13 protein-coding genes are annotated in these 17,456 nt (G+C 69.3%); 7 read left to right on the forward strand and 6 right to left on the reverse strand.

Annotated features, from left to right (window positions below; genetic code table 11):
- Positions 1–241: 241 nt before the first annotated feature.
- From eccB to Sm713_RS09570, 7 genes are all read left to right on the forward strand, one after another.
- Positions 242–1,765, forward strand: coding sequence for a type VII secretion protein EccB (gene eccB / locus Sm713_RS09540; protein ID WP_212909208.1), 1,524 nt, complete (start codon positions 242–244; stop codon positions 1,763–1,765).
- 11 nt (positions 1,766–1,776) lie between these two features.
- Positions 1,777–3,048: a type VII secretion-associated serine protease mycosin gene (gene mycP / locus Sm713_RS09545; RefSeq protein WP_212909209.1), complete on the forward strand. Its 1,272-nt coding sequence runs from the start codon at positions 1,777–1,779 to the stop codon at positions 3,046–3,048.
- Between the two features lie 323 nt (positions 3,049–3,371).
- The gene (locus Sm713_RS09550; protein ID WP_212909210.1) at positions 3,372–3,812 is read left to right on the forward strand and encodes a hypothetical protein; all 441 of its coding nucleotides are present in this window, start codon (positions 3,372–3,374) and stop codon (positions 3,810–3,812) included.
- Positions 3,809–5,503, forward strand: a complete 1,695-nt coding sequence (locus Sm713_RS09555) for a WXG100 family type VII secretion target (RefSeq protein ID WP_212909211.1) — start codon at positions 3,809–3,811, stop codon at positions 5,501–5,503. Before Sm713_RS09550 ends, Sm713_RS09555 begins: the two co-directional genes overlap by 4 nt.
- 103 nt (positions 5,504–5,606) lie before the next feature.
- The gene (locus Sm713_RS09560) at positions 5,607–6,824 is read left to right on the forward strand and encodes a S8 family serine peptidase (protein ID WP_249416547.1); all 1,218 of its coding nucleotides are present in this window, start codon (positions 5,607–5,609) and stop codon (positions 6,822–6,824) included.
- A 154-nt stretch (positions 6,825–6,978) separates the two neighbouring features.
- Positions 6,979–7,317 carry a WXG100 family type VII secretion target gene (locus Sm713_RS09565; protein WP_212909213.1) on the forward strand — a complete coding sequence of 113 codons (339 nt, stop codon included), beginning with the start codon at positions 6,979–6,981 and terminating at the stop codon, positions 7,315–7,317.
- 145 nt (positions 7,318–7,462) lie between these two features.
- Positions 7,463–7,765, forward strand: a complete 303-nt coding sequence (locus Sm713_RS09570) for a WXG100 family type VII secretion target (protein ID WP_212909214.1) — start codon at positions 7,463–7,465, stop codon at positions 7,763–7,765.
- Between the two features lie 88 nt (positions 7,766–7,853).
- Here the strand turns inward: Sm713_RS09570 and Sm713_RS09575 are convergent, their stop codons facing one another.
- The 6 genes from Sm713_RS09575 to eccCa all read right to left on the reverse strand — a co-directional run bounded on the left by Sm713_RS09575 (position 7,854) and on the right by eccCa (position 17,236).
- Complete coding sequence (locus Sm713_RS09575; RefSeq protein ID WP_212909215.1) at positions 7,854–8,207, reverse strand: DUF397 domain-containing protein; 354 nt, start codon at positions 8,205–8,207, stop codon at positions 7,854–7,856.
- A gap of 346 nt (positions 8,208–8,553) precedes the next feature.
- The gene (locus Sm713_RS09580; RefSeq protein ID WP_212909216.1) at positions 8,554–9,285 is read right to left on the reverse strand and encodes a hypothetical protein; all 732 of its coding nucleotides are present in this window, start codon (positions 9,283–9,285) and stop codon (positions 8,554–8,556) included.
- Positions 9,286–9,464: 179 nt separating this feature from the next.
- The gene (locus Sm713_RS09585; protein WP_212909217.1) at positions 9,465–10,181 is read right to left on the reverse strand and encodes a hypothetical protein; all 717 of its coding nucleotides are present in this window, start codon (positions 10,179–10,181) and stop codon (positions 9,465–9,467) included.
- Positions 10,182–10,186: 5 nt separating this feature from the next.
- The gene (locus Sm713_RS09590; RefSeq protein WP_212909218.1) at positions 10,187–12,448 is read right to left on the reverse strand and encodes a DUF6571 family protein; all 2,262 of its coding nucleotides are present in this window, start codon (positions 12,446–12,448) and stop codon (positions 10,187–10,189) included.
- A complete protein-coding gene (locus Sm713_RS09595) occupies positions 12,448–12,897 on the reverse strand; it encodes a hypothetical protein (RefSeq protein ID WP_212909219.1) in 450 nt (149 codons plus the stop codon). The genes Sm713_RS09590 and Sm713_RS09595 overlap by 1 nt, the downstream gene beginning before the upstream one ends.
- A gap of 364 nt (positions 12,898–13,261) precedes the next feature.
- A complete protein-coding gene (gene eccCa, locus Sm713_RS09600; RefSeq protein WP_212909220.1) occupies positions 13,262–17,236 on the reverse strand; it encodes a type VII secretion protein EccCa in 3,975 nt (1,324 codons plus the stop codon).
- Between the last annotated feature and the right edge of the window lie 220 nt (positions 17,237–17,456).

A 17,456-nucleotide genomic window follows, 5' to 3' on the forward strand; every position in this document is an offset into this window, starting at 1 on the left:
ACCCCCGAATTCCGTCCGTTTACGTCCGAACGCTGTTGCATGCAGGCCGCTTTCGAATCCCGCACCCTACCCGCCTGACACGAGCGGTCGTTCACCAGGCATAGTAGGGGCCCGGTCCGACAATAGAGGCGGGGACGGGACGGCAGCTTCCCGGCGCCACACGGGATTTCCGGATACGGTGCCGCCGGCGCCGTAGGGAACACGGGCGCCGCACGGGAGCAAGGGGGAGCGGCAGACACTCATGGCATCACGACGGGACGAACTCAACGCGTACACCTTCGCGAAGCGCCGCATGCTGGCCGCCTTCGTGCAGCCCTCGGCCACGGGTTCCGAGGAGAGCGCGCCCCGCCCGCTGCGGGCCCTGGTGCCCGGCGTGATCATCGCGGTGGTGATCATGGCCGGCTTCGGCGCGTGGGGCATGCTCAAGCCCACGGCCCCGCAGGGCTGGGACACCCCGGGCGAGAAGGTCATCATCGCCAGCAAGTCCACGACGCGTTACGTCGTCCTGAAGACCAAGAACAAGGCGCAGTTGCACCCCGTGCTCAACATGGCCTCCGCCAAGCTCCTGCTCGACCAGGACAAGGGCCAGGTCGTCAACGTCGACGAGTCCGTCCTCGACAGCGGCAAGGTCCCGCACGGCGTCACCATCGGCATCCCCTACGCCCCGGACCGCCTGCCCGACCCGGCCGAGGCGGGCGCGGCCAAGCGCTGGGCCGTCTGCCAGCGCCCCGGGGACGGCGACGCGATCCAGAAGGCGGCGTTCGTGTTCGCCAAGCGCGACGAGAAGCGCGTGGACGGCCCCGGACGGCTGACCGGCGGCGACCTCCTCTACGTGCAGGGGCCCGCACCGGACAAGACCCGGTACGTGGTCGACAAGAGCGGCACGGCCTACCCGCTCGACCAGGACGACAACCTGGTCGGCGCGGTCGTGCCCAGCGGACACGAGCCCCAGCAGGTCTCCGAGGACTGGCTGAAGACACTCCACAACGGCAGCAAGATCGAGTTCCCCGCCATCAACGGCGTGGGGAGCGCGGCCGGGGTCGACGGCACCCTCGACGACCAGGCCAACAGGGTCGGCACGATCCTCCGGGCCCTGGACGGCGGAGTGCTCCGCTACTACCTCGTCGAGTCGGGCAAGGTGGAGCCCATCTCCGACTTCATGGCGAACCTGCTCCTCCAGGACCCGGATCTCTCCCAGGTCATGACGACCGGTCAGGCGATCAAGGTCAACCGCGGCTCCTTCACGCCGAGCGACACGGAGTTCGGCAGCGACCTGAACTGGCCGAAGGACAAGCCGAACGTGGCCAACACCCCGAGCACGGAGAACGGCGCGCGCAACACCGTCTGCAACGTGATGCGCTCCGTCGCGGGCAACGGCGGCAGGACCACCCTCAGCACGTGGGCGGGCACCGCCTTCCCCGCCACCCTCGCCACCGGCTCCAGCAGCGCCTACGTCACCCCCGGCTCCGGCCAGCTCTACCGCCAGTTCCAGAACACCGAGACCAAGGCGGGCGCGGTCTTCCTGGTGACCGACACGGGTCTGCGCTACGCGCTCCAGAGCAACGGCGACAGCGCCACGGCCGACTGCGGCATCGGCGAGTCCGGCAAGAAGAACGACCAGCAGCAGCCCCCGGAGAAGGAGTCCCAGACCCGGCTGGGCTACGGGGACGTCACCCCGGCGCCGGTGCCCGCCGCCTGGTCGGAGTTCCTGCCGACGGGCCCGCGGCTCTCGCCGTCGGCGGCCTGCCAGCCTCAGGGCTCGTGAGGCGGCCACCCATGACCCACGCACGCTTCCGGCGGCCGGCGCCCGGCCGCAGCGCTCCGATCCGGGCGGTGGCGGCCGCCCTGCTGGCCACCGCCATGGCCACGGGCCTGCTCACCGCCACCGGTGCGCCCGCCGTCGCGGACTCCGGCGAGTGCTCCTTCCCGAACAAGGAGTACGCGGGAAAGCCCTGGGCCCTGCAACGGGTGAACCTGGACGAGCTGTGGCAGCAGTCCAGGGGCAAGGGCGTCCGGGTCGCCGTCATCGACACCGGCGTCGACACGAAGAACCCGCAGCTCGCCCACGCGGTGGACGCCCGAGACGGGCACAACTACCTGCCCCCCAAGAACGACAAGGGCGAGACCATCGACCGCGGCAACAGCCAGGGCACCACGGACACCGTCGGCCACGGCACCAAGGTCGCCGGCATCATCGCCGCCCGCCCCTACAAGGGCACCGGCTTCGTGGGGCTGGCCCCCGACGCGACGATCATCCCGATCAAGCAGAACGACGCGGAGGGCAACGGCGACACCAAGAGCCTGACGGCGGCCATCAACTACGCGGTCAGCAAGAAGGCCGACGTCATCAACATCTCGCAGGACACCACGAACGCCATCGCCGGCGGCACCGATCTGGAGCAGGCGGTGAAGAACGCCATCGCCGCCGGAGTCGTCGTGGTGGCGTCCGCCGGCAACGACGGCCTCGGCGGCAACGTCAAGAAGACGTACCCCGCGTCCTACGACGGCGTCCTCGCGGTGGCGGCCTCGGACCGCAACAACGAACGGGCCCAGTTCTCCCAGTCCAACTACCAGGTGGGCGTGGCCGCGCCGGGCGTCGACATGATCTCCACCGTTCCCAAGGGCGGCCACTGCTCCGACGACGGAACCAGCTTCTCGGCCCCCTACGTGGCGGGCGTCGCGGCGCTCATCAAGGCCAAGCACGGGGACTGGACACCGAAGGAGATCATCGCCCAGATCGAGCAGACCGCGGAACGCTCCTTCAGCGGCCGCGACCGCCTCGTCGGCTGGGGCGTCGTCGACCCGGTGCGGGCGCTCACCGAGGACGACCACAAGATCGAGGAGCCCGTGGCCCACGAGGGCCTCGCCCGCGCCGAGGCCCCCGCCCCCGCCCCGCTCCACCTGGGCGAGACGGAGTCCGAGCGCAACGCCCGCCTGGGCACGTACGTGACCGTCGGCGCGGCGGTCCTGGTGGCGGCCCTGGCCGGTACCGGCGTCGCGACACGTGACGCGCGGCGGCGCAGGCGCAGGATCCGGGGTCAGGGGTAACCGCTGTGGCGGCCGGGGACGGTGTTTCTCGACGTTTCTCGACAGTCCGTGAGCCGTTGTCAGAGGGTCCGGGTAATGTTGCCCGCGCGCTGATCTGAGAGGCGCCCGCGTGACGAGGTCCGCAGGGCGGGGGAAATGAGGGTAATGGGGGGATAGTCCGCCCCGATGTGGTGGAGCCGTAACTGACCTGGCACAAAGCTCTGTTGGCCCGGTTCTACCTGTTGACTACAGTAATAAAGGCGCGGTTAGTAGCAGTGTTGCCAGTCAGGCCGGGGGACCGGCAGGGCCGGTACAGGGGAAACACAACGGGGAGGGAAGGTCCAGTGCTTCCTGCGGATGCGGGCGGTGGCGCCGACCTGAAGCGCGGCGCAGAGGCGTTGAAGATCTTCAAGCGGCGCGTGGACAAGCTGCTCAGCGAATTCGAGGGCTCGGCGGGCAGCTCGGGCAAAGTGGGCGAACAGCGGATCTCGCGGGCGTCCTTGAGCGGAAGCGGCGCGTTCGGCGAGGCGGACGACCTCTTCCACCAGTACAACCGCGTACACGAACAGCTCACCACGCTTTCCAAGTCGCTCGGCCACCAGATCGAGGCCATGGGCATCGCCGTGCACGGCGCGGACGTCGGCTTCGACAATCTGGACGAGGACCTGCGGCGGAGGTTCCATACTCTGCAGGCGCAGATCTACGAGGACAACAAGCCGCCGCAGCAGCCTGAGAAGCCGCAGGGCCACAGCGACGACAAGCATTCCGGAACGGGGTACTCATGACCCACGGAGGGCACAACACCCACGGGGAGCACGCGCAGGACGTCCAGCGCGCCCAGAGCGAAGTGAGCGTCACGGATGCGAGCAACCAGGCTCTGCGGATGCTCTCCGGCTTCTTCGGCGGCGGGCATCTCCACATCGGTCGCAGCGACTTCGAGGGCCACGAGCTCAACGCCATGATCGACCTGGTCGAGAACACCAAGCCCAGCGACCTGGAGAACGCCGGTCAGGCCCTCTTCAGCGCCCGCGACGCCATCAGGGAAGCCGCAGGGGAGCTCAACGGCCACATCGACAACGTCGACTGGCACGGTGACTCCGGCACCGCCTTCCGTACCTGGGGCCTCAACCTGGTGAAGAACACCCAGGCCCTCGCGGACTACGCCGACGGCGCGGGACTGCAGATCACCGCGGCGGGCTCCGGCCTCTCCTCGGTGCGCAGCTCCATGCCGCCGAAGGACACCCGGCCGCACAAGAAGAAGGTCGCGGACATCCCGGCGCCCGCACGGGTCGAGGGGAACCCCGACTACGACGAGGCAGTCAAGGTAGAGGGCCACCGCCAGGAGGCCATCAACCAGATGAACCGGCTGTCGTCGTTCTACACGGTCACCAGCGGGGCGCTGGCACAGCAGAAGCCGCCTGTGTTCGAGCCGATGCCGGATGTGGGGGTGCCGAAGCCGACGCCCGGCTCTATTGAAAATCCTCCGAGCACGGGCCGGACCGGCCCCCTCGGAAGCTCCGGTCAGGTTGATGCCTCCGTGCACCGGTCGACCGGGCACGTGTCCGATGACAGCAATCATCAGCTGCGTGTGCACGGCGAGATCACCGACCAGCACCGTCCCGACGTGGGCATGAAGATCGACACCGTCGCGACCCTGCCTCCGACCCCGCCGACTGACACGGTCCAGACTCCCACGCACACCCCGCCGACCAGCCCGACACAGCAGCCTCCGCTGCCGACGGCCCAGGGTTTCGTGAACCAGAACCCGATCAAGAACGGCTCCGTGCGGGCCGTGGGGAACACCAACACGACACCCCAGGCCCGGGGTTCGGTCCGGGACACCGCTACTGGAAAGGGCACCACGAGCGCGGGACGCGCGGCCAACAACATGAGCCGGCAGGCGATGAACCAGATGCACGCGTCCGGTCGCACCAGCTCGACCGGCCGCATGCCGATGGGCAGGGGCGGCGTGAGCGGCGGCACCCCGCGCGCCGCGAGCAACGCCAAGTCGTCGAGCGCCGGAGCCGTCCGCAAGGGCGGTGTGGTCGGAGGCAGGCCCACCAGCCAGACGGGCGGTCCCACGTCCCGGGTTCCCAAGGGGAACGTCATCGGCGGCCAGAAGGAAACACCCGATCGCAACCAGAGGACACCCGGCAAGGTCGGGCAGCGCGGCGTGATCGGGGCGCCCAACAAGCAGAGCGGCAAGCAGGGGCCCACACGACGGTCCCCCGGCGCACCTGAGGGCATCGTGGGGGCGCCGAAAGAGCGGACCAAGGGTCCCAAGGGCGAGCGGGCCGGTTTCACGTCCGGTGGCTCCGGCCTGGTCCGGGAGGACCGGGAGCAGCGCCGGGATGACCGGGACCAGCACCCGGATCAGCACGATCGCCTGCCCCAGGAACATCCACACCATCACGATGCCGGTGATCCGCCCACGCCGGAGCACCGCCTGCCCCACGCACCACCTGAGACCGACTAGGCCTTTCTCAACGAGGACGTGCACAGGCATGAAGCCAGGAAACGACCGCCGCGCCAGCTCCACCGCGCGGAGCCATGCCCGCAGACGACGATCCGCGGGCTTGGTGGCCGCGACGCTGGGCGTCTGGGGCGTTGCCCTGACGGGTCTTGCACCCGCGGCGGCGGCTGACGATGTCCAGTCGCAGCAGTGGTACCTGGACGCCATGAGCGCTGATCAACTGTGGAAGGTCAGCACAGGCAAGGGCATCACAGTCGCGGTGATCGACACTGGCGTTTCCGACACGCCCTCCCTTCAGGGAAAGTTGCTCCCTGGCACAGACGTAACAGGAACCACCGGCGGCGCCCACAGCGACTACGAAGGCCATGGGACGACCATGGCTGAACTCATCGCGGGGTCAGGAAGGGGCGGGGGGCTCAAAGGTCTGGCTCCGGACGCCAAGATCGACCCTATTCGAACGACCCTGAAATCACTGTCATCGTCGCATGGGGGTGACAGCGACAAGGCCATCCGTGCCGCCGCGGATAGCGATGCTCAGATCATCAACATGTCTTTCGGCGGGGATGTCCCCACATCCGATGAAGCGGCCGCGGTCGAGTACGCCATTGGGAAAGGCAAGTTGCTCTTCGCCGGTATGGGTAACGAGGGAGACACCAAGCTGTATTACCCCGCCGGTTACGACGGAGTGGTCGGCGTCTCCGCCGCCGACGAGAACGGCACCGTCACCAGCTTCTCCCAGCACGGCATCAACGTCGACCTAGCCTCACCAGGCGCCCACGTCCCCGCATGGTGCGACAAGAACCTGAAGAGCTACTGCAAGAGCGAGGGCACCAGCCAGGCCTCCGCCATCGCCTCCGCCTCCGCCGCCCTCATCTGGTCCGCGCACCCCAAGTGGACCGCGGATCAGGTCCTCCGTGTACTCGTCGACACCGCCGGGCGTGACTGGCCGAAGGACAAGCCCAGCACCTACCTCGGCTACGGGCTGATCCGGCCGGCCCGCAATCTCCTGCACCACGAGGGGAGCCCGGGTGCTCCCGACATCGACCCCATCACCGGTGCGAAAACCCCGGGAGTTGCTGCCAGCTCGGGAACCGCCGGAACCTCCGCAACCGGATCGGCGTCCCAAAATCCGGACGACAAATCCTCGGACGGCAAGGGATCCTCAGACGGCGCCGGAACCTCGGGGGACAAGAGTTCCGCGGCCGCGTCCTCGGAGGACTCCGGTGGCGACGGTCAGATGTGGACCATCATCGGAGTGGTGGCCGCGGTCGTCGTGATCGGCGGCGCGGTCTTCGCCTTCGTCAGGAAACGGCGCACCGCCTGAGAACGCCATCGAGTGAACGGCACCGACAATTCGGCTCCTGGCCCCGACGCCGGACTGTACGCCTCGAAAGCCCCGTGACACGGGCACAGAGGTCCCCCCGACAACTGAAGACCGCAGTAACGACAGAGACAGTTTCAGGAAGGGAAGTTCAGTCATGGCTGATGGCCAGAAGGTATCAGACCCGGAACTCGTCAAGCTCGAGCAGCACATCGTGGAGAAGTACGACTCGATCAAGGATCAGGTCAAGCGGCTCCAGGGCACCATCGACCAGCTCGAGGCGCACTGGGTCGGTCTCGGCGCCAACGCCTTCGGCAGCAAGCAGGCGGAGATCAACACCAGCCTCGTCCACATGGGCAAGACGCTGGCGAAGTTCCTCGACGCCATGAACGCCACTCGGAAGATCAAGAACGACTCCGAGGACAAGATCATGGCGGACGCCAAGGCGATCGACCCGGGTCTGGGCAACACCACGTCGGCTCTCAGCAGCTACTGACCCGCGCTCACGCACCCACGGGGCCGCTCCGGGCACGTTCCCGCCCGCCGTCCCGCTGACAGGGTGCGCTGGCGCAGGGCGGCTGCGGACGAAGCCCGTTGCCCCCGCCCGCACACAGCAGACTTCATCAAGGAGATGCGTAACCATGGCGAACCCGCATTACGACGAACTCGCAGTGAAGTACGGCGGCCTCGACGCGATGGCCACCGAGCTCGGCAACCAGGCCAAGCGCCTGGAGGCCGACCTGGAGGACATCAAGGCCGCGGTGACCCGCGCCGCCACCGGCTGGGACGGCGAGGCGCACCGCACCTACACCCAGGTGCAGCAGGCGTGGGACAAGGACGCCAGGGTCATCCACCAGGCGCTGATGAACATCACGCGCCTGGTGCACAACGCCGGCGGTGACTACCGCGGCGGCGACCTGAAGGCCGCCAGCTACTTCCAGTAGGAAGTACGCGGTAGAGGAAGTACGCAGCACGGACAGCGGGGTGGGCACGCGCGGGAGGTGCCCACCCCCGTTGTTCTCCTGAACAGAGTCACTCGGCCGGCAGGCCGCCGTTGTGCGGCGCCGGCTCCAGGTCGAACTCGCCGTCCCGGGCGCCGAGCACGAACGCCCGCCACTCGGCCTCCGTGTACCGCAGGACGGTGTCCGGGTCGAGCGACGAGCGCATGGCCACCGCGCCGTCAGGCAGATACGCGATCTCGACGCGTTCCTCGTGCGCCTCGGTGCCCGGCGCGCCGTGCCACTCGACACCGGAGATGTCGAGCCCGTAGAGCTCCTCCTTCTCACGCTCCTTGCGCGCCTTGGTCTCAGCGTCACGCGCGTCCTGGGCGCTTTGCGCCTCCTGCGTGTCGTGTGCGCGAAGCGCCTCGTCCCGAGCGTCGGCCATGGAGCGGTCACCTTTCGCCGTGTACGGATCGTGTTGTCCGAACAGCCTACTGTGCCCGCCGGGCCCACCGATCACGTTCGGCTGGTTCGGAGGGGTGGTTATGGCGCCACGGGTGTGCCATGCGGGACGGTCGCCGGCTGTTGCACCTCGTCGGTGCAGCTCAGCTTCTGCGCCGGAGCCCGGGATACACGAGTCAAGGCCAGAGCCCGGGACACAGGAGTCAAGATGATCAAGGATCCCAAGTGGCTTTCCCTGACCCGCTGCGGGGTCGATCCGGGTCCCCGTGGCCCGGTGGCCGCCCTGGATCGATCGCGGCGGTCACCCGGCCAGTCAAAGCCGCCGGCGGCTACGGGGTCACGGATTCCCCGTCGGGAACCGTCTTCGGCAGTCGCGCCTCATCCGCGCAGCCCAGTTTCTCCGCCAGGTGCCTGGCGACGGAATTGAGGATGGTCATCCTGTCCTTGCTGATGGAGTGTCCCTTCAGCTGGTTTCCGGAACTGAAGGCACTCGCGTCCACATAACTCGTCGTGCCTTCCGTGCCTTTCGTCGGGCAGGCGAAGTACAGGGTGGTGGAGTCGTCACCGGAGGTGGCGGCGTAGGCGCCCAGCCGGTAGAAGGTGAGTTCCCTGCCGGGTTCCGCCTTCTCCACGGCCGCTCTGGTCGGGTGGCTGTCTGCCGCCTTGAAGTCCAGCTGGATCAGCGGGGCGCCACTGGTATCACCCCGCAGATAGAGGGTGCACCTGCTGCGCAGTTCCGTCTTGTCGTGCAGATGCGCTGCGGCCCTGCTGAGAGAGAAGGTGTTGGGCCGGCCCGCGTCGGTCTCTCCGGTAAGTTCTTTGAACCTGTCGTCATTGCCGAGACGTTTGAGCGACGCAGCCGCCAGTTTGTCCAACGCCCCGTCGCAGACCCGGCTGGCTGGTGTGCTCGACGGCGCCGGCCTGTCGCCGGCATTCTCGTTGCCCGAGCATGCCGACAGGCCGGTCATCGCCGTGAGCGTCGCTGCCACGGCCACCGCACGTGCGAGGAACAGCCGGCGATGCCGATGGCTCGACGTCTCGGCAGAAGGCGAATTACGCATGGAACCCTTCAATCCTTGTACGGGGGCGATCCCGGAGGTCGTCCTCGCCGCCACCGGTCGAGAGATCGTTTGAGCACATGCCGACACCGCGCACGTATGCGTCGAGGCCGCCGACACCGCGCCGTAAGCCGGCGGCCGCCCGGCCGGAACCGGGTGGCCACGGCTCGATCCTTCATGGGCTACTGCTGTGCGGATTCGCCCTCCGGTACCGCGGACGGCAGATGCGCCTCGTCCGCGCAGCCCAGCTGATCGGCGAGCCGGCGGGCGAAGGAGTTGAGGACGGTCATCCGGTCCTTGCTGGTGGAGTCGCCCTTCAACTGGCCCGCCGTGGTGTACATCGACGCGTCCACATAACGCGACTGCCGGCCGCCCGAGCCCTTCGTGGTGCACGCGAAGTACAGGGCGGTGGAGTTCTCGTCGCTGGTGGCCGCGTAGGCGCCCAGGTCGTAGAACGTGAGGTCCTTGCCGGACGACAGCTTCTCCACCTCGGAGCGGGTCGGATGGTCGTCGGCGGCCTTGAAGTCCAGCCGGAGGAGCGGGGCGCCGCTGCTGTCGCCGGGCAGGTAGACGTTGCACTCGTCGTGCTGTGCCGAGCCGCTCAGCTGGGCCGCGGCGTTGCCCAGCGAGAAGTGGCTCCCGCTGAGTTCCCGGAAGCCGTCGGTGCCCGACAGCCGCTTCAGGGCCGCCGCGGCCGACCCGTCGAACGCGCCGCCGCAGACGTGCCCCGCGGGCGTCGACGAGGCCTCCGGCGGCTTGCTCTGGTTGCCCGAACCGTCGTCCGAGCAGGCGGTCACACCGGCCAGCGCCGTCGCCGCCGCGGCGGCCCACAGCGCTCCGGTGAGGAGTCCGCCGCGCCGGCTTGGGCGGCGCACCCCGGAGGGATGGAAGTTTCGCACGGTCCTCAGTCCTTGTACGGGGGGCGGCCGCGGTACCTGTCCTCGTTGGGACCGGTGCCGTAGTACTTGTCATTGAGGTCGCCCACGACGTTGTCGTAGTCGCCCTTCTGCTCGTGACCCCGGAAGTAGTAGTCGTAGTCGTTGCCGATGGTGTCGGCGCCCGCTTCGAAGAACTTCTGGCTGGTCATCTGCGCCTTCGCGGTGGGGTCGTCCTCGGCCTTGTCCGCGGCGTTGTCGATGCCCTGGCCGATGAACTCCTCCACCGCGCTTCCGGCGGTCTCCGTGGCGAGCGGGATGATGGCCATGCCCGCCCCCTCGGCTCCGGGAATGGCGGCCACGCCCGCGCCGATCGTGACGCCGACGCCCCACTTGATCCAGTCCGTGGACCTGCCCAGCGACTTGTTGGCGTCGTCGGAGTCCGCACCGTAGTCGGCCGCCGCCTGCTGGACGCGGGAGTGGTCCAGCACGCCGCGGGTCTGGGCCTCCAGGCCCAGCGCGTCCTTGGCGCGGTCGTAGTGCTCCTGGTCCGTCGGGGGATTCTGCTGGAGCAGGCTCAGCGTGTAGAGGTGCTGGGCACCGGATGTGATCTTGTGGGATTCCTCGTTCTGCCCCAGGACGCTGAGGAAGTTGATGGCACCGGCGTTGCCGAAGTCCGCGCGGCCGGGGTAGCGGGCCGGGTAGTTGTCGTCGTCCCTGCCGTGGTCGCCGATGCCGGACATGCTGTAGTCGATGTCGTCGATGTAGGCCGACGCCATCTTGCCCAGGCTGTCCGCCAGCTCCGGGTGGTCGTGCAGCGTCTTCGGCCCGTTCTCGCCGCCGTAGAGGTAGGCGACCTGCTCCATGACCCCCGCCGTGTCGGCGGTGCGGTGGTCGACGAAGGCGCCCGGACCGGGGGGCTTGGCGTCGTACGCGTACCCGGTCGTGGCCGACTCCAGCGCATGCCCCAGAGCGTCCTGGCCGGCCATGTAGCCGTGCTTCGTCTGGGGGTCGTCCGACCACCAGTGCCGTTCCTCGGTCAGGTACTTGAAGTGGTCGTTGAGCTCGGAGTCCTGGTCGACCGTGCCCTTGACGCCCTCGGGCTGCGCGAAGAACTGCGTGGACGCGTCCGGGTTGTGCCCGAGCGCCTCCAGGAAGCCCGTCATCGGGTCCCGGCCCCGGTCGCCCTTGCCGTAGAAGTTGAGGTCCGACTGGTCGAAGTTGTTGATCCAGTGGTTCAGGTCCTCGTCGTCCCACTGCTTGTCGTAGGCGACGAGCTTGTCGCCGTAGTCGTTCAGGAACTGGTCGTCGTAGTCCCCGAACCGCATCAGGGCGCTCATCACCTGGAAGCCCTTGGGGTAGCCGTCCTTGTCGTCCCCCATGCCCTGCGGGCCGAGGTCGACCATCTGCTTCTCCCACTTCTCCATCGCGGGGCTGTCGGAGAGCGTTGCTGTGCCGAGGGTGATGCCGAGGCTCTTCTGGAGCTCCTTGGCCAGCTGCTGCCGTTCCGGATCGTAGGTGGGGTACTGCGGGTCCGCGAGGTCCGCCCAGAACTGGAGGGTCTTCTTCGGGCCGACGTCGAGCGCCAGGGTCTCGGAGAAGAGGGGGTCCTTGCCGTACTTGGTGAGGTCGGCGTTGAGCGTCTTGAGCTCCGCGTCGCTCAGGTCCTTCGGATCCTTCTTCATCAGCTTGGCCATGTCTTCGGCGGCCTTGATGGCGTTCGCCGCGGAGTCACGGTCCTTGTAGTTCGCGTCGGAGAACCCGTACTTCGCCTGGTCGACGATGAGCCGCAGGGCCTTGGCGGCGGAGGTGTCGCTGTCGGTGGCGTTCTTGAGGATCCGCTGGACCTCGTCGCGCAGGTCGGCGACGTCCTGCTCGGTGTGCTCGGGAACCTTCGTGCCCTGCGCGGCCCGGTCGGGGTGGATGTTCATGGCCACGGTGAAGCCGCCGTGCCCGGTGTCCACCACGGTGAGGTTCTTCTTCAGGCCGCGGTCGATGGCGTCGTTGAGCTGCTTGCGGTAGCCGGTGAGCTCGTCGTTGGTGTCCTTGAGGATGTTGTGGACGGTGCTCGCCTGGGTGTGCGCGTCGTCGAACTCGCCGGCGGTCTTGTCGATGAAGCCGCGGGAGACCTGCGAGTTCACACCGGCCCAGTTCGCCTTGTCCGCCTTGCCCTTGAGGTTCTGCCGGGCGTCGCGGGCCAGGGTCTCGAGCTTCTTGGTCATCTCGTCCCAGTCGGTGATGGCCTCACCGAGCTTGGAGAAGTTGCCGAAGCGGAGCGCGTCGAGGTCCATCAGCTGCCCTTCCGCTCGTCGAACCCGTGGTCCAGCTCGGAGATGCTGCTGAGGGTCCCGGCGATGTAGACCTCGTCGTCCGCGTGCGCCTTCTTGGTGAAGTCCATGTGGTTGGAGATGTGCGCGCAGGCGTCGAGCAGGTTCTGGCACTGGTCGATCCAGCGCTCGGCGACGTGGTCGAGGGCGCCGCCGATCGCGAAGCCCTCCTTCTCCAGGCCGCCCGCGGCGCCCATGGAGGACAGCCGCGCGTGGTCGCTGTACTTGTTGAAGTCGTTGTACAGCTTGTACGCGGCGTCACCCACGGCGGCCAGGTCCTTCTGGCTGACCTGGAGATCGCCGCCCGGCGGGGTCGAGCTGCCCCCGTCCACCGGAACCGAGTTCAACTCCATCCGCGCGGAATGCCGCCCCGCAGCCTCTGCTTTGAGCTGCTCCCACTCGTCCCATGCCATCCGGCAACCCTTTCCCCGTTATGCGGCTGTCGCTCGGCGGACCGGTGCCCCGACCGGCTCCCCCGCCGCCCTCCGCGTGTCCCCGTTCCCCGCCCCGTTGGCGCGAATTCTCCGTGCGACCGGGCAAGCGTCCGACTACTGAGGGCAGGCGTCAACCTACCAATGGGAGAGGCGCGGGGGTGGTGGAGGATGGGGGCAGGGAGCAGGTTGTTGTGCGGGGTTGGTGGGGGCTTCGTGGCCGGTTCGGGGTGGGTGCGAGCCGGATGCCCGGTGCCGGCCCCACCCGGCCCGACGAGAGGTGGGCGGTCCGGGTGGGGCAGCAGGGGAAACGAGCAGAGCGAGCTGGGCGCAAAACCGCCGGAACTCAGTGGACGTCCGGCATCAGACCCGTCTGGACCAGCGGCCTGCCCCGCCGCCGGGAGATGAAGACGCCGCGGCCGGTGGGCATCGGGCGCGGGCGGACGCCCGCCATGAGATCGCCCTCGCTGGGGTCGCCGGAGAGCATGAGCCCCTGCGCGCCGAGCTCCGTCATCCGCTGGATGAACGGCTCGTAGGTGGCCCGCCCCGCGCCCGCCGAGCTGCGGGCGATGATGAAGCGGACGCCGACGTCCCGGGCGAACGGCAGCATCTCGGTGAGGTCGGACAGCGGGTTGCCGCTGGACGTGGAGACCAGGTCGTAGTCGTCGACGACCACGAAGACCGTCGGGCCCCGCCACCAGCTCCGCTCCCGCAGCTGCTGTGCCGTGACCTCCGCGGTGGGCGTGCGCCGCTGCATCAGGTCCGCCAGGGCCTCCACGTGGTGCCCCATGGCGTTGGACATCGGCACGTACTCCGCGAGGTGCGTGCGGGGCGTGACGTCCAGCAGGGCGCGGCGGTTGTCGACCACGAAGAACTTGCAGGCGTCGCCCGAGTACCGCTCCGTGAGCTGCTTGATGAGCAGCCGCAGCAGGTTCGACTTGCCCGACTCGCTCTCGCCGTAGACGAGCAGGAACGGGTCCTGCTCGAAGTCGATGAAGACCGGCTCCAGGTTGTTCTCGTCGAGCGCGAAGGCCACCCCGCGCTCGGGGTGCACGTGCCCGGCCGGCAGCTGGGCCGCGGGGAACTCGCGCGGCAGCAGCCGCACCTCGGGTGCGCCCGGGACCGTCCAGTGCCGCGAGACCTCGGTGGCCAGCGACGTGGTGGCCTCGGAGAGCTCCGTGTCGGACTGGAGCCCGTCGATGCGCGGCACCGCCGCCATGAAGTGGGCCTTCTGCGGGGTCTGGCCGCGGCCGGGCACGCCCGCCGGCACGTTCGCGGCGACCTTGCGGTCGAACTCCGAGTCCATCGGGTCGCCCAGCCTCAGCTCCAGCCGGTTCATCAGCTGGTCCTTGAGGTTGGAGCGCACCTCCATCGAACGGGAGGCGGCCAGCACCAGGTGGATGCCGTAGCCGAGGCCCCGGGCGGCGATGTCGAGGACGTACTCCTCCAGCGCCTCGTAGTCGGAGCGGAAGCTGCCCCAGCCGTCGATGATCAGGAAGACGTCGCCCCAGGGCTGGTCCGTCACGGAGATGTCGCCCCGCGCGCGCCGCGAGCGGAACTCCGCGATCGAGCTGATGCCCGTCGTGCGGAAGTACTCCTCGCGCCGGCTCATCACCCCGTACACCTCGGAGACCGTGCGCCGCACCTTCTCCGGGTCGAGCCGGGAGGCGACCCCGCCGACGTGCGGCAGCCCGGCCACGGCGACCATGCCGCCGCCACCGAAGTCGAGACCGTAGAACTGCACCTCGTGCGGGGTGTGGGTGAGCGCGAACGACGCCACCAGGGTGCGCAGCAGCGTGGACTTGCCGGACTGCGGGCCGCCGATGAGCTGCATGTGGCCGGCGGCTCCGGAGAAGTCGCACCACAGCGGGTCGCGCCGCTGCTCGTACGGCTTGTCGACGAGGCCGAGCGGGACGACGAGCCTTCCCGCGCCCTCGTAGCCCGGCTGGGTCAGGCCCCGCCCCTGCACGGGTGCGAGGCCCGGCAGCAGCGCGTCCAGCGGCGGCGGGGTGTCCAGCGGCGGCAGCCACACCTGGTGCGCCGCCGGGCCCTGCGCCTCCAGACGGCGCACGATCACATCGAGGACGGTGTCGGCGAGGACGCTGTCCTCGGCCCTGCCGGACTCCGCGCCGCCCTGCCCCCGCTCACCGGGGTCGGCGTAGTGCACGGGCACCGGCGCCGCCGTGAACAGCACCGGCCGCCGCTGCACCGGCACCGGACCGCCCAGGGCGGCCTGCTGGGCGCCGGAGCGGTACACCCCGGAGACGTACGCTGCCTTGAACCGCACCATCTCGTCCGTACCGAACTTCAGGTAACCGGAACCGGGCACGTTCGGCAGGTGGTAGGCGTCGGGGACGCCCAGCGCGGCGCGGGACTCCGCGGCGGAGAACGTCCGCAGACCCACACGGTAGGACAGGTAGGTCTCCAGGCCGCGCAGCCGCCCCTCCTCCAGGCGCTGCGAGGCCAGCAGCAGGTGGACGCCGAGCGAGCGGCCGATGCGGCCGATCTGGACGAACATCTCGATGAAATCGGGCTTGGCGGTCAGCAGCTCGCTGAACTCGTCGATGACCAGGACCAGCGAGGGGATCGGCTGGAGCGGCGCGCCCGCGGCGCGGGCCTTCTCGTAGTCGTGGATGTTGGCGTAGTTGCCGGCGTCCCGCAGCATCTCCTGGCGGCGGTTGAGCTCGCCGCGGATGGAGTCGCCCATCCGGTCCACCAGCGTGAGGTCGTCGGCGAGGTTGGTGATCACCGCGGCGACGTGCGGCATCTGCGCCATGCCCGCGAACGTCGCACCGCCCTTGAAGTCGGCGAGGACGAAGTTCAGCGTCTCCGACGAGTGGGTCACCGCGAGGCCCAGCACCAGGGTGCGCAGCAGCTCCGACTTGCCGGAACCGGTGGCGCCCACGCACAGGCCGTGCGGGCCCATGCCCTCCTGCGCGGCCTCCTTCAGGTCCAGCATCACGGGGCGGCCGTCCTCGCCGAGGCCGATGGGCACGCGCAGCCGCTCAGCGAGGGCCCGCGGCCGCCAGGTCCGCTTGGTGTCCACCGAGGCGGCGTCGCCCAGGCCCAGCAGGTCCGTGAACTCCAGGTTGGCCAGCAGCGGTTCGTCGTCCTCGCCGCCCGACGCCACCCGCAGCGGCGCCAGCTGGCGGGCCAGCGCCTCCGCGGCCTCGTACGACATCAGGTCGGGCGTGCCCTCGTAGACCAGGCCGTCCTCGGACTCCAGGTGGACCGTGCGCGGGTGCACGACGACCGACAGGCCGCCGCGCGCCCCGGACAGCTCGCCGCTCACCACCTCCACGACCGTCACGCCCTGGAGCCCCTCCGGGCTGGCGAGCGTGGAGACCGGCAGCAGCGAGGTGCCGTCCAGGATGACGACGATGTGCGGCTCCTCCGGCAGCGGGGCGCCCGCCGGGTGGAAGCGCGGCCGGCCCTGGAGGCGGGCGGCGAGCAGCTCTTCGAGCTCCATCGTGTCGCGCGTGATCAGGCGGCGGGTGCCCGCACCGTCCGCCGGGCCGGGCGCCTGGGAGTGCGGCAGCCACTTGGCCCACTCCCAGTGCGGACCCGCGTCGCGGCCCGCGGCCACCGCGATCACCAGGTCCTCGGGCGAGTGCAGCGACGCCAGCGACGCGGCGAGCGCCCGGGCGGTGGCCCGCGCGGACACCGGGTCGCCGCTGATGGTCAGGTGGTAGAAGGCGCGCAGGGAGATCGCCATCGGCAGCGCGTCGAGGGTGCTGTGCAGCGCGAGGAAGCGCTGCATGGCGTGCGCGGTGAGCGGCTCCAGCTGCTCCACGGGCGCCATGTGCGGGGGGATCAGCGGGGAGGCCAGGGACTGCGGGCCGAGTCCGATGCGCACCTGCGCGAAGTCGTCGTCGCCGGGGCGGCGTTCCCACACGCGGCTGCCCTCGGCGACCAGCGCCCACAGCTGCTCGGGTGAGGGGTGCAGGTAGTACTGGGCGTCCCGTTGCGCCTGTGCCGTGTCCCGGACGGTGTGCCGGGTCTGCGACAGGTACAGCAGGTAGTCGCGGCGCATGTTCGCCAACTCGCCCTGCGTGCCCCGGCGGTAGCGGATCACCATGGAGATCGACATCGCGATCGTCGACGCCACCATCACCGCGCCCATGACCTTCATGAACGGCTGCGTGGTCGGCATGAAGTAGAAGACGACGGAGCCGCCCATGCCCAGCATGGGCAGCAACTGCATCATCGCGCCCTCCTGCTGACCCCGCGGCAGCTCGGGCGGGGATTGCAGCTCGATGTCCTCCGTCGGCACCTCCGACGGCAGAATCCGTGGTGGGCGCTTGACGATGATCTGGCTCACTGCTCGTCCATTTCTGCGGATTTCTTAGGTCCGCGTCCCCCGAGACGTGTTCTGACGGACGCCGATGCGCCGTGCGATCCTACTGACATATGAGCGGGGAAGCGGACGGTAGGGTGTCGCCCGCACGTCCGCGCAGGCGCGAAAGAGCCACCGGGTCCGGGCAGATGGCCCGCGGTCCCCTGCCGGCCGTCCGCCCGGGGCCGCGGCAACGGGACCGGGA

Source organism: Streptomyces sp. TS71-3, from assembly GCF_018327685.1.
GTDB lineage: Bacteria > Actinomycetota > Actinomycetes > Streptomycetales > Streptomycetaceae > Streptomyces.

What these genes read in the sequence shown, in the direction of transcription:
- Sm713_RS09555 (WP_212909211.1), top strand. Translation starts at nt 3,809, where the DNA reads ATGACCCACGGAGGGCACAACACCCACGGGGAGCACGCGCAGGACGTC.
- Sm713_RS09590 (WP_212909218.1), bottom strand. Translation starts at nt 12,448, where the DNA reads ATGGACCTCGACGCGCTCCGCTTCGGCAACTTCTCCAAGCTCGGTGAG.
- mycP (WP_212909209.1), top strand. Translation starts at nt 1,777, where the DNA reads ATGACCCACGCACGCTTCCGGCGGCCGGCGCCCGGCCGCAGCGCTCCG.
- Sm713_RS09570 (WP_212909214.1), top strand. Translation starts at nt 7,463, where the DNA reads ATGGCGAACCCGCATTACGACGAACTCGCAGTGAAGTACGGCGGCCTC.
- Sm713_RS09565 (WP_212909213.1), top strand. Translation starts at nt 6,979, where the DNA reads ATGGCTGATGGCCAGAAGGTATCAGACCCGGAACTCGTCAAGCTCGAG.
- Sm713_RS09595 (WP_212909219.1), bottom strand. Translation starts at nt 12,897, where the DNA reads ATGGCATGGGACGAGTGGGAGCAGCTCAAAGCAGAGGCTGCGGGGCGG.
- Sm713_RS09575 (WP_212909215.1), bottom strand. Translation starts at nt 8,207, where the DNA reads ATGGCCGACGCTCGGGACGAGGCGCTTCGCGCACACGACACGCAGGAG.
- Sm713_RS09580 (WP_212909216.1), bottom strand. Translation starts at nt 9,285, where the DNA reads ATGCGTAATTCGCCTTCTGCCGAGACGTCGAGCCATCGGCATCGCCGG.
- eccB (WP_212909208.1), top strand. Translation starts at nt 242, where the DNA reads ATGGCATCACGACGGGACGAACTCAACGCGTACACCTTCGCGAAGCGC.